Here is a 16,130-nt window from a genome sequence, read left to right on the forward strand (position 1 = left end):
AGAGCATCGGACCGAAAAGTGGAAACCGGTTTTCGGGTTATTCCGATGCTCCATCAATAGGTTAGATCGTCCTTTGTGCGTCCGGATGGACGCACGGCGATCTAGACCGGTTCACGGGCGCTGGAAACGCCGAACTGGTTTCAGTTCGTTCGTCCGGGATCAAACGCCCCGCCCTTCATTCGGGCGAGGCGTTTTCATGCGCATCAGCGCCGGATGATGGAGCCCAGAACGTCGCGGATGCCGATGGCGCCGACAAAGCGGGAAGCATCGTCGAACAGCGCTACGGGCGCAGTCTGCGACTGCTGCATGGCGCGCATCACTGTTTTCAGTGATGTGCCGGCCGTCGCCCAGAAGACCTTTGGCCTGTCTTCCGGCAGATCCTCGATATTGTCGCAGGAAACCCAGATGGCCGGCTTCTTGTTGCGCTCGGCATCGATGACCAGCATGTTTTCATCGAACTTGAAGCGAGTGGTGCGGCGGCGGTCTAGCCAGAGCCAGCCTTCGCCGGCAGGCTCCAGATCGCGCACATCGCGCATCACGTTCCAAGCGGTCAGCACCGAGAGCGGGTTCACATTGGAGATGAACTCGCGCACATAATCGTTCTCCGGGGCCAGAATGATGTCTTCCGGCGCGCCGGTCTGGACGATCCTGCCGCCTTCCATGATGGAGATGCGGTTGCCGATCTTCAGCGCTTCCTCAAGGTCGTGGCTCACGAACAGAATGGTCTTCTTGAGCCGTTCCTGCAGTTCGATCAGCTCATCCTGAAGCTTGGTGCGGATCAGCGGATCGAGTGCGGAGAACGGCTCATCCATCAGCAGGATGGGCGCTTCCGTCGCGAAGGCGCGGGCAAGGCCCACACGCTGCTGCATGCCGCCCGAAAGCTCATGGGCATATTTGTCGGCCCATTCGGTCAGGTGAACCAGTTCGAGCTGCGCCATGACGCGCTCCTTGCGCTCGGCGGCGGGCACGCCGGCAAGCTCCAGCCCGAAGCCGACATTCTCCGCCACTGTGCGCCACGGCAGGAGTGCGAATTGCTGAAAGACCATCGCCACGCATTCGCGGCGGATCTTGCGCAGTTCGGCCTGCGAGCAGTTGACCACATCGGTCTGCCACTCGCCGTCATGCACGATGACATTGCCGCGCGCCACCGTGTTCAGCCGGTTGACCGCACGCAGAAGCGTGGATTTGCCGGAGCCTGAAAGCCCCATGAGAACGGAGATCTCGCCGCGCTCCACGGTGAGGTCACAGCCCGCGCAGCCAAGCACCGCGCCCGTTTCGGCAAGGATTTCCTCACGGTTCCTGCCCGCATCCACCAGCGGCAGGGCGTCGGCCTTCTGTTTGTCGGTGCCGAACAGGATGTCGACATTCTGGAATTCGACGGCCACGCTCATTTGTCGCTCCTGCGTTCGATCCGCGCGATGCGGTCGAGAATGATCGCCAGCACGACGATGGCGAGACCGGCTTCAAGGCCGAGTGGAATGTTGACCGAGTTGAGCGCGCGCACCACCGGCTTGCCGAGGCCGTCAGCGCCGATCAGGGCGGCAATCACCACCATGGAAAGCGACAGCATGATGCACTGCGTCAGCCCCGCCATGATGGAGGGCAGGGCAGCCGGCAGCTCCACCTTCCACAGAAGCTGGCGCTTGGTTGCGCCAAAGGCCTGGCCCGCTTCGAGCATGGGCTGTGGAACGGAGGTGATGCCCAGATAGGTGAGACGGATCGGTGCGGGTGATGCGAAAATGACGGTCACGATGAGACCGGGGGCCGCGCCGAGGCCAAACAGGATGAGCACCGGGATCAGGTAGACGAAGGTTGGCAGCGTCTGCATCAGGTCGAGGACCGGACGCAGGAACTGGTAGACGCGCGCATTGTGCGCGGCCCAGATGCCGACCGGCACGCCGATGGCCATGGACACGGCGGCAGCGGCCACGACGAGCACAAGCGTTTCGACCGTTTCTTCCCAGAGCCCCTGATTGATGATGAAGGCAAGACCGAGCGCCACGGCAAGCGCGAGCTTCCACGAGCGCTGAAGACCGTAGGCAAGGGCGGCTATGGCCAGCACCAGCCCGATGGGCGGGATGGCGAGCAGAAGGTCGACCATGCCGTCGAGGATGTCGGCCAGCACCTCTGCAAGCGTGTCGAACAGCCAGGCAAAATTGGTGGTCAGGAAATCGAAAAAGTCACGGCCCCACCGGCCGATGGGAATTTTCCAGTCTGCGATCCATTCTGAAACAGGGTCCATGAGCCCGGGGAGTTCCTTTCTGCGGATTTCTTCTTCTTGCGTGTGCAGGTGCCGGGTGAAGAACCGGCAGTCTCCGTTCCCGGTCGGGAAGGAGGAAAAGCCGGCGCGAAGCTGCACTCATGCGGGCCTGCGCGCCGGCTGCCGGACTACATGTCCAGATGCGCCTTCACGGCGTCGAGACCGGTCTCGCCGCTGAAGGTGGTCACACCCTCAAGCCACGGGCCGAGCGCGTCCGGATTGGCTTTCAGCCATTCTGCGGCGGCCTTCTGCGGCTCCTGATTGTCATCGAGGATCTTGCCCATGATCTCGTTCTCCATCTGGAGCGAGAAGACCATGTTCTTCAGAAGCTTGCCGAGGTTCGGGCACTCTTCGGAAAGGCCGGCGCGGGTGTTGGTGTGCACGGTTGCGCCACCGTAATTTGGGCCAAACACGTCGTCGCCGCCTTCAAGATAGGTCATCTCGACATTGGCGTTCATCGGGTGCGGTTCCCAGCCGAGGAAGACGATGGGCTTCTTGGAGCCGACGGCGCGGCGAACCTGCGAGAGCATGCCGGCTTCGGAGCTTTCCACGAGCTCGAAATCCTTCAGGCCGAACGTGTCGTTCTCGATCATGTCGAGGATCAGGCGGTTGCCGTCATTGCCGGGCTCGATGCCGTAGATCTCGCCATCCAGTTCGTCTGCGAACTTGGCGATGTCGGCGAAGCTCTTGAGGCCTGCATCATAGGTGTATTTCGGAACGGCCAGCGTGTATTTCGCGCCTTCCAGATTGGTGACCAGCGTTTCCACCGTGCCGTCTTCGCGGTAGGGCGCGATATCGGCTTCCATGGTCGGCATCCAGTTGCCGAGGAACACATCGACGTCGTTGTTCTTCAGCGAGGCATAGGTCACCGGCACCGAAAGCACCTGGGTTTCGGGCTCATAGCCGAGGCCTTCCAGCACCACGGACGCGGTTGCGGTGGTTGCGGTGATGTCGGTCCAGCCGACGTCGGAGAATGTGATGGCCTTGCAGGAATCGGCTTCTGCGGCGAACGCTGCGCCCGAGAACAGGCTTGCGGCGAGCCCGAGTACCAGTGTCTTCTTTCGGCTGGGTAACATGACAGCTCTCCTTTTATGATTGTTGTCCGGCAAAGGGCGGGTCTTAACCGGCTTTGCCAATTTATTCAAAGGCAACCACCAATTCGGGGGCGCTGCAAGTGCAAACGAGTGTCTGTTTGCGCCATGCAACGTGCCGTTGGCGACGGTATTCCGGTGGAAGAAAAACAATGCGGCGTTTTCTAAAGAGCGCTGGTGGTGTTTAAGAGCGCGAAAGATACAGGCAGCGCGATGGCAAAGCTCTATTTTCACTATGCGACGATGAACGCCGGCAAGTCGACCATGCTCTTGCAGGCGTCCTACAATTATCGTGAGCGCGGCATGAGCGCGATGTTGTTTGTGGCCGGTCATTATCGCAAGGAAGACGGCGGCTATATCTCTTCACGCATCGGGCTTGAAAGCGATGCCGAGATGTTTCGCGATGGAGACGATCTCTACGCCCGCGTTGCAGAGCATCACGGCCACACGAATGTTCACTGCGTCTTTGTCGATGAAGCGCAGTTCCTTGAGGAAGAGCAGGTCTGGCAGCTTGCCCGCGTCGCCGACAGGCTGGGCATCCCGGTCATGTGCTACGGGCTGAGGACCGATTTCCAGGGCAATCTCTTCACCGGATCGCAGGCGCTTCTGGCGCTGGCGGATGAATTGCGCGAGGTGCGCACGATCTGCCGCTGTGGCCGCAAGGCCACCATGGTGGTGCGGCTGGGGCCGGACGGCAAGGTTGCCAGGAAGGGCGCACAGGTCGCCATCGGCAAGGATGTCTATGTCTCGCTTTGCAGAAAGCACTGGGAAGAAGAGATGGGCCGCTGGAAGGCGGAAGATCTCGTGAGCTTTGCCGGCAGCGCTGCCGGGTAGAGCGCCCCGTCAGGCGACGCCCAGAAACCGGATCAGCGCATAGCTGACAATGCCCAGAACGGTGAGCGACAGAAGCGCTGCGACGATCACCCGGCCGCCGCTTTTCATCACGCTGCGAATATCCACCGTCAGGCCGAGCGCTGCCATGGCGACCACGGTCAGAAGCCCGGATGCCTCGTGCATGGGAGCAAGTGCGGCGGCGGGGATCAGCTCAGCCGAGCGCAGCGCCATCATGGCCAGAAAGCCGATGATGAACCACGGCACCATTTGCAGGAAGGTGAGTTTCGCGCCGGTCTTGCGGCCATGGGCAAGGCCGAGAAGAAAGATGACCGGCCCGAGCATGAGCACGCGCACCAGCTTGACCAGTGTTCCCACCTGAATGCCGATGGCCCCGGCTGGCGCAGCTGCCGCAAGAACCTGCGGCACCGCATAGACGGTGAGACCCGCAAACACGCCGGACTGCACCGGGCTCATTCCAATGGCGACATAGAGGACCGGCAGGAGCAGCACGACGAGAATGCTCAGAAACGCCGTGAAGGAAAGGGACGCCGCGACTTCCGAGGCTTCGGCGCGGATTACGGGGGCTGCTGCGGCGATGGCCGAGTTGCCGCAGATGGAATTGCCGCAGGCAACGAGCGTCGAAAGGCCGGGCGAGAGGCCGAGCGCGCGGCTGATTGCATAGCCCGCAACGAGCGACAGCGCGACAACGCCGACGATGCCGCCCACCAGTCCGAAACCGGCATCCCCCAGCGCACCGATGCTGATCGATGCGCCGAGCAGCACGATCGCCACTTCCAGAACCGCCTTGGCGCAGAAGTCTATGCCGGGCCGGAAGGCGGGGCTTAATCGGGCAAGGGAAGCGATGGCCGCGCCGAACAGGATGGCGAGCACAAGCCCTTCAAGCCACGTCTCGCCGAACCATGCCTGTTCCGCCCGTGCGGCCGCCAGCGCCAGCCCCGCGACGAGCACGGAGAGAAGAAGGCCCGGTAGAAGCCGGAGTGGGTGGCGAAGTGCGGACATGAATGCGACCTGATGCAATGACGCATTCTTGGTCGCATGGCGCTTTATCGACTTCTATCGAATAGTTTGCCATATATCGTTCGGGAAAATCGAATGATGCCATGACCTTTGAACAATTGCTGATCTTCGTTGCCGTCGCCGAGCGGGAGCACCTGACCCAGGCAGCCGCCGCCGTGGGGCGCACGCCCTCCGCCGTCAGCGCCTCCATCAAGGCGCTGGAAAGCTATTACGGCGTGGAGCTTTTTCACCGGGTTGGCCGCCGCATCGAGCTGACCCGCGTCGGCAGGGTGTTTCTGGGCGAGGCGCAGACGACGCTTGCGCGTGTGCGTTCGGCGGAAACCATGCTGTCCGAGCTTGGCGGGCTTCGCCGCGGCACGCTCAACGTTCATGCCAGCCAGACCGTTGCGAGCTATTGGCTGCCGCCGGTGCTGATGCGCTTTCACAAGCTCTATCCGGGCATTTCCCTGAAGCTGACCGTCGGCAACACGCGAATGGTGGCCGATGCGATGCTGGAGGGGGTGGCCGAGGTCGGGCTGGTGGAGGGCAGGGTGGACGAACCGGCCCTTTCCGTCAGGCGGGTGGACCGCGACGTGATGGCGATTGTCGTTGCGCCAGACCATGTCTGGGCGTCGGGCGCCGCCCTGCAACCTGCCGATCTCGTGACGGGGGCGGCGTGGATCATGCGCGAGGAGGGATCGGGCACGCGCACGGCGTTTGAAAGCACGCTCGTGGAGATGGGCATCGACCCGGCCGCGCTCGATCTGGTGATGGATTTTCCTTCCAACGAGGCGGTGCTGTCGGCCGTGCGCGAAGGCGGGTGCGCGGCTGCCGTCTCCATGGCCGCTGCCGGGCCGCTGGTGGAGCGCGGCCTGCTGAAACTGGCCAATATCGACCTCGGCGCGCGTGATTTCAGCCTGTTGCGACACAGGGAAAGACGCCAGAGCGGGGCTGCCACGGCGCTGGAGGAATTGTGTGTTGAGGCCGGCAACGTCTTTCAATCGTCAATCGACACACATATATTTCCGCAACCCTGACATTTGCGGAGCGCACCAGCATGGCCACCTTGCAGAATTTCGACACCGAGATCGCCAAGACCCGCGAGGTGGTGGATGACATGCGCTCCAGGATCGAGCAGTCGGGAACCGTTCTCGACAAGCTCGCGCGCACCGACGAAAAGATCGGCCAGGCCGATTTCGACATCGAGAACGCCCGCATTCAGGATGTGCTTTCGCAGCAGAAGGTGATGGAGGCGAACATCGCCGACCTGATCATCGGGCTCGAGGACGCCACCAATGTGTTCGGCTCCGAATTCGAAAGCATGAAGAGCTATACCGGCTGGGAGAACTTCATCGGCATCTTCTCCAAGCAGAAGAAGCAGCGCATGCGCACCGAGCGCGTGCGCAACATGTCGCTGTCGGGCAATCTGCAGGAACTGCTTGCCAAGTCCGACACCATCACCGGCATTCTTCAGGACCAGAAGCAGGTGCTTCAGGACCGCTACAAAACGTCCGAGACAAGCCTTGGGCAGGTGATCGAGCGCCGCAAATCCACGATGACCAATCTGGAAACGACGCAGAAGCGCATCGAGGAGCTGAACCCGATGCTGCTCGACATTGAGAACCGCATTGCCGCTTCCACGAACCAGAAGGATCGTACGGAGCTTGAGGGCGAACGCTCGAAGCTTGCCACCGAATACAATGAGGCGCAGGCCAAAGAGCAGGAACTGCTCGCCGAGAGCCAGACGCTTGAGCGCTACACGTCCATGTTCCAGACCTTCGTGGATTCGCTCAACAACCAGATCGCTGCCCAGTCGACGCTGATCAACAAGCTGACCATCGACACCGAGCAGCGCATCGTTCTCTACAAGGCGCTTGAAGATTCGCTGAAGACCGCCGCCCAGCAGGATGTGGCTCACCGCATCAACACGCTTGGGTCGCAGGTCGACAACACGGCCGAGGAAACCATGGCCGGCATCGGCGCAGCCGCGCAGCGCCACATTGGCGATCTGCTCGAACTGCACGAAAAGAACATGGTCACCACCGCCGACATTCAGCGCCGCAAGAAGCTCGCCGACGATGCCTTCGCCCGCCGCTTCGAAGATGTCATGAAGAAGCACGACGCGGCCAATTACGTCCGGGCGTGACGACATACAGTGCGCGGACCTTCAATGCGGAGCCTCGCCCCTCACCCTTACCCTCTCCCCGCTCGCGGGGAGAGGGGGACGTTTACGTGGCGACCCTCTTCCTTCTCGCCGCATGCGGGGAGAAGGTTCAGGCAGGCGGATGAGGGGCGTGCGCCAAGGTCCCAGAACAGGTCTTTTGCATGAACACCGCTCCTGACGCCGCAGCGCGTTATTTCGATGCCATTGCGTCCGCGCTCGAAGGGCTCGGCGTCTATTTCGGCGACCGCACGGCCTCGCCGTTCCAGTCGCACGGCCTCGTGGCCGAAGTGGTCGCGCCCTATATCGGCCGGCTGGAGCGCTCCTTTGACTGCTGGCGCAACCGGCTCGGCTTCATGGAAAAGTTCCGCATCCAGCGGGCCGAAAGCGGATATCCGGTGTTTCAGAGCGTTCTGGAACTGGAGAACGACCGGCGGCAGGCGGAACAGCGGCTGGCCGGCATTTCCGGTCCGGACGAGCTGCGCGCCGAAATGGTCGATTTCATCCTGCGTCACCGCGCGTTCCCTGCGGATCTCCAGCAGTCCATGGCCGAGCGCCTCTATCTGGAGGAGGTGAAGGAGGGAAAGATCTTCTCGCCCTTCATTTTGCCGGAAACCGTGCGCGTTTCGGTGAATCCGAAGACAAAACGGCCCTATTATCTGGTGCATTGGGGCGCTTTTGACGGAAATTCGAGCCTGCCCATGGTCTACATGGCGGCGGTCGAGGATTCCTCGCCCGGCATGCTCAAGGCGCTGGTTTCCGACGAAGGAAAGCTCAGGGAGGACGTCGATATCGGGTTTCCGGTCGGCGGTCTGCTCAACCCGGAGCTTGCGCATCAGTTTGACGATTTCGCGGAAAAGAACTCCGCCTATTCCCTGTCGCCGGCCACGATTGCCGGAAATCTCGACAAGGATTTCGACCATCTCCACCCCAAGCAATTGCGCCGGGTGGTGCTCGGGCCGTTCTACACGGCGGGTATCACGGAGAATAACTCCACCGTGTCTGACGTGCTCGGCAGGGTGCGCCGGCGCGAAAACGCGTGGCTTCTCACCTGGACGGTGCAGGAAGTCTATTCCAAGACCGAGCGCCCGGCCCGCAAGGGGCTGTGGTCCAGCCAGCCGGCGCGTGAGGAGTTCTTCATCGACACGGATGATCTGGACGCCGCCCGCATGGGTGTGAGCGCCTATGAGCAGCACGCGCTTGTGCCGCATGAGGCCTATCAGGCGCTTTACGCCGCCGGCGAAGCGCAGAAGATTTTCGATGGCTACGACGTGCACGTCATTTCAGGCGGGCGGGTGATCACGGATGTATAGCAGCTTCGCCCCGGCAGAAGACCATACGCCAGCCCCTCATCCGCCTGCCGGCACCTTCTCCCCGCAGGCGGGGAGAAGGGCGATGGCGGCAGGCGTTGCGCATCAGGGGCAGTCCCACTGCCCGACAGATCAGGAGCTTTCATGGACACCGGCCTGACGACCATCGACGAGAAAGACATTGAGAAGCACCGGGCGACGGCGCAGAGCCTTGTGACGCGCTTCGTGGTTCTGCAGGCCGATGGCGGCCGCTCCGGCACCGGGCTTGCCGGCACCGGGCGGCGTTTCGTGTCGACCGTTTCCACCGGCGCGCTGCGCAGGACGCGCGAGGTGGAGCTGGCGAAAACCATCGCCGCCATCCGTCAGGGCGACCCGATGCTCTCCATTGCGCAGCACACGCTCCTTTTCCGCGCCCGGCGCGGGGCGGCAGTGGCGCTTGCGGTGGCCGACGTCTTTGCGCGGTCAACCGAGCTTGAAAGCCTTCAGGAGCGCAACGCCCGCAGCCCGCTTGAGGGCGATGCGGCGCAGACCTATCACGCGCTTTTGCAGGCTTCGGCCTATGTCGCGGCCTTCACGCTCTCCTCCTATCTCCTGCAGATGCTCGACGCCGACAGCGAGCCGGTAAATGACACGGATGAGCCGGACTTTCAGTTCGACACGCCGCAGGATGCGCTGAAGAGCGTTCTTGCCGCGCTTGATGGGGCGATCGCGGGTGCGACAGACGACACGGCGATGACGGCGCGCGCCCGCGCGCTTGCCCGCGTCGCAATCGAGGGGCTGTTGCAGCGGCGCAGCCGTTTCACCGGTCTCGGCGCGTTTGAAGACACGCATATGCGGCTCGAGGCTGACGATTTTACGCTGGACGGGTTCGACATTGCGCCGGGAAGCCGGCGCAAGCCGCTTGTCATGACGTTCAAGAAACCCAACGAGATCATCGGCAACCACATTGCCAAATATCAGGCCATGAAGCTCGCCAAGATGCTGATGGCCTATGATTTCGACCGCCAGCTCAACCCCTTCGTGGAGCTGGGGGGCTTTCTTTTCACCTTCATCGGTGATGGCGCACCGGGCACCGGCAAGACCATCCTCATCCAGATGACCGCCGGGCTGTTGAACGATTACTGCCAGGTGGCGGGCGTGCCGTTCCACTACGAGAATTTCGGCGTCGACCAGATTTCCTCCTATCAGGGCAAGTCGGGCCAGAACTGCAAGCAGTTCGTGGAAAATGTGCTGAGCCCGCGCGCCATCGGCTTCGGCACCATTGACGACATCGACCAGGTGGCGGCCAAGCGCTCCGACGACCGGGCGTCTGCCGGTCAACAGGAGGTGACGGGCGTTCTGATGGAGAGTTTTGCGGGCGCGGGCACCGTGGTGCGCGGCAACTGCTCCTTCGGCATGTTCTCCAACTATCCGGAGAATGTGGACGACGCGTTGCGGCAGCGCGCCGGCGCGCGCTGGCTTGTCGACGGGCCGCAGACTTTTGAGGATTATGTCGACATCTTCGTGCTTCTGGCAGGCAAGAACCATTCGATCCCGCTTGGCGAGCACGCGCTTTACGCCACGCAGGAGATCAAGCGCGCGGTCGAGACTGCCTATGAGGCACATTCCAGACCGCAAGAAGACGGGCTTGCGAAGGTCTATGAGCGCTTCCTGAATGATCGCGGCGAGCCGAAGACGCTGACGGATATCGGCGCTTATCTGCATGAGATCAAGCTGGCGGAGCCGCGCTTCACCGGCCGCGCCATCAAGAACATCACCGACGCCATCAAGATGCGCGCCATGGACGTCGAGCTTCCGGACGAATGGTTCGAGACGCCCGAAGCCTTCATGCGCCGGGGTTATGACGACAAGAAAGCGATGATCGCCGAGCTGCGCCGGCCATTCACGATGGACATGGTGATGCAGGAGATCAATCGCTACGCGGATTCGGAGTTCCGCTATTCGGACCGCTCCGACGATGCGGCGGTTTCCACCATCGTCCGCGACCAGCGCCTGCGCGAACGCGCGCTGCGCGAGATCGAGGAGATGAAGGCGAGGGGCGTGTGGGGCGGTTGAGTGAGCTTCCTTCTCCCCGCTCGCGGGGAGAAGGTGCCGGCAGGCGGATGAGGGGCGAGCGCCATGCGGAATGCGAAGCCAGAGCAGACCGAAAGGGCGCGCTCCCTGCGCCGCACTGAGAACGATGCGGAAGAAGCCCTGTGGTCGGAACTGCGAAATCGTCGGTTGAACGGCTTCAAATTTGTACGGCAGCTTCCTGTCGGGGCGTATTTCGCCGATTTCGCCTGCAGGGAGAAGCACCTTGTGGTCGAGGTCGATGGCAGTCAACATGCTGAAAACACTGCGGATCGGCGTCGCGATGGCTATATGAACGAGAAGGGGTGGTCTGTGCTGCGTTTCTGGAATGTCGATGTTCTGAAAGAGCGGGAACAGGTGCTTGAAACGATTCTGGCTGTTCTGGAGGAACGGCTTTCGTCGGCCGTCGTGGCGAATGACATGCGGTTTGCTCCTGCAAAGGATCGTGAAGGGTGAACGAGTTGAGTTTTGAAGCAGGCATTTGCCCCTCATCCCCCTGCCGGGACCTTCTCCCCGCGGGTGCGGGGAGAAGGAGGCTGGTCAGAGGCGAGGCGCCAGTTCCTGGTCAATTGCAATTCCCGAACCGGGGAGTTCGCGAACGCTCGCAGGGCATGAGCAGACCCGTTCGAAATGACAAACCGGCGTCTGCGCGCCCTTCTCCCCGTGTGCGGGGAGAAGGTGAGGATGAGGGGCGAGCGCGACCGGTAAGGCTTCGGCGCATCATGGGCGGTTTGGCGCTTCGATTGCTACACTGCTTTCATCTGCCAGCCGGCCCCTCATCCCCCTGCCGGGACCTTCTCCCCGTGAGTACGGGGAGAAGGCGGATGGCCGCGACGTTTATGCTTCCATTTTCACGCCTGCAGGGGGAGGGGCTGGCGTCATGAACCTCCTGCGCGACAACGAGCTAATCTTTGGCCGCCTGCTCAGGATCGAGGAGCCGCATCTGATTGCGCGTTACAACAAGGCGCTGGACGCCTTTGGTGTGCCGCCGACGAAGCTTGCTTCCTTCGAGATCGATCGCACCGGCTTCTCGCCGCAGATCGCGGAGGAACTGGAAGATATCCAGTATCTCGATCCCAATGGCGTCAATCGGCGCTTCATCATTCTGACACCGGCGCAGATCGAATTGCCGGTGGTTCACACGGCCTTCTCCAACACCTCGCAGCTCGTCTACGAGTTCATGATGGCCAATGCGCGCGCCATCAACGCCATCACGATCAAGGATGTGGTCTATGGCGAGATCGAGGAGCAGGTGAACCAGTTGCGGGACATAGAGGATCTGCTCTCCATCGTGCAGGTGGAGTTCAAGGTTCTCTCGGCGGAGGACCTGCTCGGCAAGGCGGCGGAACTGGGGCGGCTGGCCGACCGGGTGAAGCACGAGCCGGATGCCTGGCGTGACGATGCGCTGCTCAACCGCATGGTGGCGCTTGCACGCGAGACCGGTGACATTCGTGAAAACAGCCTCGTGCCGGAGCAGGTGGTGTTCCGGCATGACGCCTACTGGACCAGCCATTTCGGCGGCGTCTACATCTTCATTGACCGCGACACGACAACGGTGATCGCCGATCCGGCAACGCCGGGCTTTCGCCGCTCGCGGCCATGGCAGGTGAGCTATCTGTCGAAGGACGACCCGGCGCGCATCTTCCGCTTTCTGGCGGAGACGGGCCGCATTCAGTTGCCGCGCGCCTCGTGGATCGAACGGTCGAACTATCTTGCCCATCGCGGCGAGATGGTGCTGCTTGATCTGGTGCGCCGTGAAAACCCGGATACGGATTTTGCGCGCGTCGACCCGGTCTGGCTGCAGACCTGGACACACCGCAATGCCGGGCTGGTGGCGGGTGAGGGGAGCATTCCCTTCCTCAATGCCGCCGTGCGTGAGATCAGCCAGACGGGCAGGCTCAAGATCGAGGAAATCCCGCCGCGCCTGCGCTTTCTCGTTACGCGGGCCGATCCTGAACATCCGGATGCATGGCTCACCAACAGGCTGATCTCCGACTTCGTGCCGTCCGATTTCATCGCCCGCTATGTTTTCAACAAGCAGGGTTTCTACAAGGATTACGAGCGCTATTCCGACGCCTGGCGCGAATATGTTGTGGCGCAGCTCAAAACCGCTTATCTCAGGGATAAACCGGCGCTGAGAAAGCGCCTCTATGGCCTGGATTAAAAACGCCTGAGGGAGGCGCTTCGTGCTCGATCCGATCGTTGAATTTTTCACCCGTGTGTTTCACTGGATCGGCCGGGGCATCGGGCTCGTGATCGCCTGGATCCTGTGGCCGTTCATGGCGGTCGGGCGCTGGTACACGCGCCGCGGCTGGATCGTGCGCGGCTCGGTCGGCCTCGTTGTTCTTGTGATCGTGGGCTTCTATGGATACTTCTTCTGGCAGACGCAGGTCTGGACCGGCTTCAATCCGGACTATGTGGAAGAGTACAAGCTGGAAGAGCGCAGCGTTTCCGCCGGCGAGCAGACCGCGGCCACACAGGGCGGCGAGACGCGTACCTGCGGACGCTCGGCCATTGTCGACGTGACGGCGGATCTGACCGATTTCAACGTCAATGAGAATGCATGGATTTCCTCCATGCTGCTCTACAAGCTCGGCTTTTTCTTCGCGCTCGACTGGGATGACACGCCCTTCTTCGACAACAAGGCGTCGTTCCAGCGCGGTATCAACCAGGCGGCCCGCCGCAGCGCCATCGAACTGGTGGATGCGCTTGGGCGTGTGCGCGGCACGTCGCAGATCGACCGTGATCTGCAGAATGCGCGCGGTGCGCTGACCTTCGATGAGGAAACCTGGTATTTCGGCCTGAGCCCGTTTGGTCCCAAGACACCGACGCCCAGCTTCTACCGGTCCGCCATCCGCGACCTGCGCAAGTTCAACGACCGGCTTGAAAGCTGCGAGGCGGTTTTTGACGCCCGCGCCGACAATCTGATCCAGTTTCTCGACCGCATCGCCAGCGATCTGGGGTCGACCTCGGACCTGCTGCGCCAGCGTTCGGAGAACTACAATTCGGGCTGGTTCGACACGCGTGCGGATGACCGCTTCTGGTTCGCCTATGGCCAGCTCTATGCCTATTACGGCCTCCTGACGGCAGCGGGCGCGGACTTCGAGGACGTTATCAAGCAGCGTTCGCTCGGCTCGCTGTGGGATACGACGGAAGAGCAGTTCCGCGCGGCGCTCAACGTGCAGCCCTTCATCATTTCCAATGGGCGTGAGGATGGGTGGATCATGCCCACGCATCTGGCCACGATGGGCTTCTACATCCTGCGGGTGCGCTCCAACCTGGTTGAACTGCGCCTCGTTCTCGACCGCTAATCCGGTTCGCCACTGTGTGGCAGGCGCGGCTTTTCGCGCGCCTGTCGTTTCACCACCACCATCGAATGCAGCCTGTCGCATTTCACGCATTGTGCGCCTCTTTTGCGACGGTGGACGTTTTCAATTCGCGGCTTTATGCCAATCGGCAAACGTTGCGGACCATCGGGAGAGGGAATCATCGTCATGGCCGAAATGAAATCCGGGGCCGAAATGAAATCCGGCGCCGAAGTGAAATCCGACATCGAAATCGCCCGGGCGGCGAAGAAAAAGCCGATCCAGGAGATCGGTGCGCGGCTGGACATTCCCTCCGAGCATCTTCTGCCCTACGGCCATGACAAGGCGAAGGTTTCGGCCGAATTCATTGCCGAGACCCGCAACAACACGGACGGCAAGCTGATCCTTGTCACGGCGATCAATCCGACGCCGGCTGGCGAAGGCAAGACCACGACGACGGTGGGGCTTGGCGATGGACTGAACCGCATCGGCAAGAAGGCGGCCATCTGCATTCGCGAAGCCTCGCTCGGCCCGTGCTTCGGCGTGAAGGGCGGGGCCGCCGGCGGCGGCTATGCCCAGGTGGTGCCGATGGAGGACATGAACCTTCATTTCACCGGTGATTTTCACGCCATCACCTCGGCTCACAACCTGCTCTCGGCGCTGATCGACAACCACATCTACTGGGGCAATGCCGAAGAGATCGACACGCGCCGTGTGACCTGGCGGCGTGTGATGGACATGAACGACCGGGCGCTGCGTGAGATCGTCTGCTCGCTGGGCGGCGTGGCAAACGGCTTTCCGCGCGAGGCGGGCTTCGACATCACCGTGGCCTCCGAGGTCATGGCCATTCTGTGCCTTGCGACCGATCTGAAAGATCTGGAAAAGCGTCTGGGTGACATCATCGTCGGCTACCGCCGCGACAAGAGCCCGGTCTTTGCGCGCGACATCAAGGCCGATGGCGCGATGACGGTGCTGTTAAAGGACGCCCTGCAGCCCAATCTGGTGCAGACGCTGGAGAACAATCCCGCCTTTGTTCATGGCGGCCCCTTCGCCAACATTGCCCATGGCTGCAACTCGGTAATGGCGACCACGACGGCGCTCAAGATCGCCGACTATGTGGTCACCGAAGCCGGGTTTGGCGCGGATCTGGGTGCGGAGAAGTTCTTCGATATCAAGTGCCGCAAGGCGGGTCTTAAGCCGGCTGCTGCCGTCATCGTTGCGACCGTGCGGGCGCTCAAGATGAATGGCGGTGTGAAGAAGGAAGATCTGGGCGCGGAGAATGTCGAGGCGGTGAAGGCCGGTTGCGCCAATCTCGGACGCCATATCGAGAATGTGAAGCAGTTCGGCGTGCCGGCCATTGTCGCCATCAACCATTTCCACACCGATACGGATGCCGAGATCGAGGCGGTGAAGGCCTATGTGGCCGAGCAGGGCGAAGAGGCCATTCTGTGCCGGCACTGGGCGGAAGGCTCCGCCGGCATCGAGGAGCTGGCGCACAAGGTGGTGGCGCTGGCCGAGAGCGGAGTCTCGCAGTTTGCCCCGCTTTATGCCGACGAGATGTCGCTGTTCGAGAAGATCGAAACGGTGGTGAAGCGCATCTATCGCGGGTCCGAGGCGGTTGCCGACAAATCCGTGCGCAACCAGCTCAAGCAGTGGGAAGAGCAGGGCTATGGCCATCTTCCCGTCTGCATGGCGAAAACGCAGTACTCCTTCTCCACCGACCCCAATCTGCGTGGCGCGCCCACGGGGCATGTGGTGCCGGTCCGCGAGGTGCGGCTTTCCGCCGGCGCCGGTTTCGTGGTGGCGATCTGCGGTGAGATCATGACCATGCCGGGCCTGCCCAAAGTGCCGTCATCCGAGCATATTTTCCTCAACGATGACGGGCAGATCGAAGGACTTTCCTGATAAGTTGAGTCGGAAAGCAGGAGGCGGGCCGCAAGCCCGCCTTTTTGTTGGCCGGTACTGGCGTTTTGCTTTCGCGATGGGGCGCGAGCGGCAGGGTGTGTTGGTGGTGCTCGGGGGGCGCAGGCTGGTGCGCGCTGGCCCGGCTCATCGCAGGGAAATGCCGGATTGTCCGCTGCA

13 protein-coding genes are annotated in these 16,130 nt (G+C 62.0%); 9 read left to right on the plus strand and 4 right to left on the minus strand.

The features are described from left to right. Positions 1-203: 203 nt before the first annotated feature. The 3 genes from choV to NDI72_RS02460 all read right to left on the minus strand — a co-directional run bounded on the left by choV (position 204) and on the right by NDI72_RS02460 (position 3,336). Positions 204-1,391 carry a choline ABC transporter ATP-binding protein gene (gene choV / locus NDI72_RS02450; protein WP_283799470.1) on the minus strand — a complete coding sequence of 396 codons (1,188 nt, stop codon included), beginning with the start codon at positions 1,389-1,391 and terminating at the stop codon, positions 204-206. Beyond that, the gene (gene choW, locus NDI72_RS02455; RefSeq protein ID WP_113155869.1) at positions 1,388-2,242 is read right to left on the minus strand and encodes a choline ABC transporter permease subunit; all 855 of its coding nucleotides are present in this window, start codon (positions 2,240-2,242) and stop codon (positions 1,388-1,390) included. The genes choV and choW overlap by 4 nt, the downstream gene beginning before the upstream one ends. Positions 2,243-2,388: 146 nt before the next feature. Next, positions 2,389-3,336: a choline ABC transporter substrate-binding protein gene (locus NDI72_RS02460; RefSeq protein WP_113155868.1), complete on the minus strand. Its 948-nt coding sequence runs from the start codon at positions 3,334-3,336 to the stop codon at positions 2,389-2,391. A 228-nt stretch (positions 3,337-3,564) separates the two neighbouring features. On the opposite strand from NDI72_RS02460, the gene NDI72_RS02465 reads away from it, so the two are divergent. Then, the gene (locus NDI72_RS02465; protein WP_283799471.1) at positions 3,565-4,185 is read left to right on the plus strand and encodes a thymidine kinase; all 621 of its coding nucleotides are present in this window, start codon (positions 3,565-3,567) and stop codon (positions 4,183-4,185) included. 9 nt (positions 4,186-4,194) lie between these two features. Here the strand turns inward: NDI72_RS02465 and NDI72_RS02470 are convergent, their stop codons facing one another. After that, complete coding sequence (locus NDI72_RS02470) at positions 4,195-5,205, minus strand: YeiH family protein (RefSeq protein ID WP_283799473.1); 1,011 nt, start codon at positions 5,203-5,205, stop codon at positions 4,195-4,197. Between the two features lie 101 nt (positions 5,206-5,306). Here NDI72_RS02470 and NDI72_RS02475 point away from each other — a divergent pair, with 101 nt between their 5' ends. The 8 genes from NDI72_RS02475 to NDI72_RS02510 all read left to right on the plus strand — a co-directional run bounded on the left by NDI72_RS02475 (position 5,307) and on the right by NDI72_RS02510 (position 15,953). Continuing rightward, the gene (locus tag NDI72_RS02475; RefSeq protein ID WP_283799475.1) at positions 5,307-6,239 is read left to right on the plus strand and encodes a LysR family transcriptional regulator; all 933 of its coding nucleotides are present in this window, start codon (positions 5,307-5,309) and stop codon (positions 6,237-6,239) included. Between the two features lie 20 nt (positions 6,240-6,259). After that, entirely contained in the window at positions 6,260-7,348 is a 1,089-nt protein-coding gene (locus NDI72_RS02480; protein WP_206548276.1) for a coiled-coil domain-containing protein, read from the plus strand. 179 nt (positions 7,349-7,527) lie between these two features. Then, a complete protein-coding gene (locus tag NDI72_RS02485; RefSeq protein ID WP_113155864.1) occupies positions 7,528-8,676 on the plus strand; it encodes a hypothetical protein in 1,149 nt (382 codons plus the stop codon). Positions 8,677-8,817: 141 nt separating this feature from the next. Then, complete coding sequence (locus tag NDI72_RS02490; RefSeq protein WP_283799477.1) at positions 8,818-10,728, plus strand: AAA family ATPase; 1,911 nt, start codon at positions 8,818-8,820, stop codon at positions 10,726-10,728. Between the two features lie 63 nt (positions 10,729-10,791). Next, a complete protein-coding gene (locus NDI72_RS02495) occupies positions 10,792-11,199 on the plus strand; it encodes an endonuclease domain-containing protein (protein WP_206544061.1) in 408 nt (135 codons plus the stop codon). A 424-nt stretch (positions 11,200-11,623) separates the two neighbouring features. Further along, positions 11,624-12,907 carry a DUF6638 family protein gene (locus NDI72_RS02500; protein ID WP_283799479.1) on the plus strand — a complete coding sequence of 428 codons (1,284 nt, stop codon included), beginning with the start codon at positions 11,624-11,626 and terminating at the stop codon, positions 12,905-12,907. A 22-nt stretch (positions 12,908-12,929) separates the two neighbouring features. Next, on the plus strand, positions 12,930-14,054 hold the full coding sequence (locus NDI72_RS02505) for a DUF2333 family protein (RefSeq protein ID WP_206544059.1): 1,125 nt from the start codon (positions 12,930-12,932) through the stop codon (positions 14,052-14,054). Positions 14,055-14,246: 192 nt separating this feature from the next. After that, on the plus strand, positions 14,247-15,953 hold the full coding sequence (locus tag NDI72_RS02510; protein WP_283799712.1) for a formate--tetrahydrofolate ligase: 1,707 nt from the start codon (positions 14,247-14,249) through the stop codon (positions 15,951-15,953). Positions 15,954-16,130: the final 177 nt, after the last annotated feature.

Source organism: Nitratireductor sp. GZWM139, from assembly GCF_030068685.1.
GTDB classification, from domain to species: Bacteria; Pseudomonadota; Alphaproteobacteria; order Rhizobiales; family Rhizobiaceae; genus Nitratireductor; species Nitratireductor aquimarinus.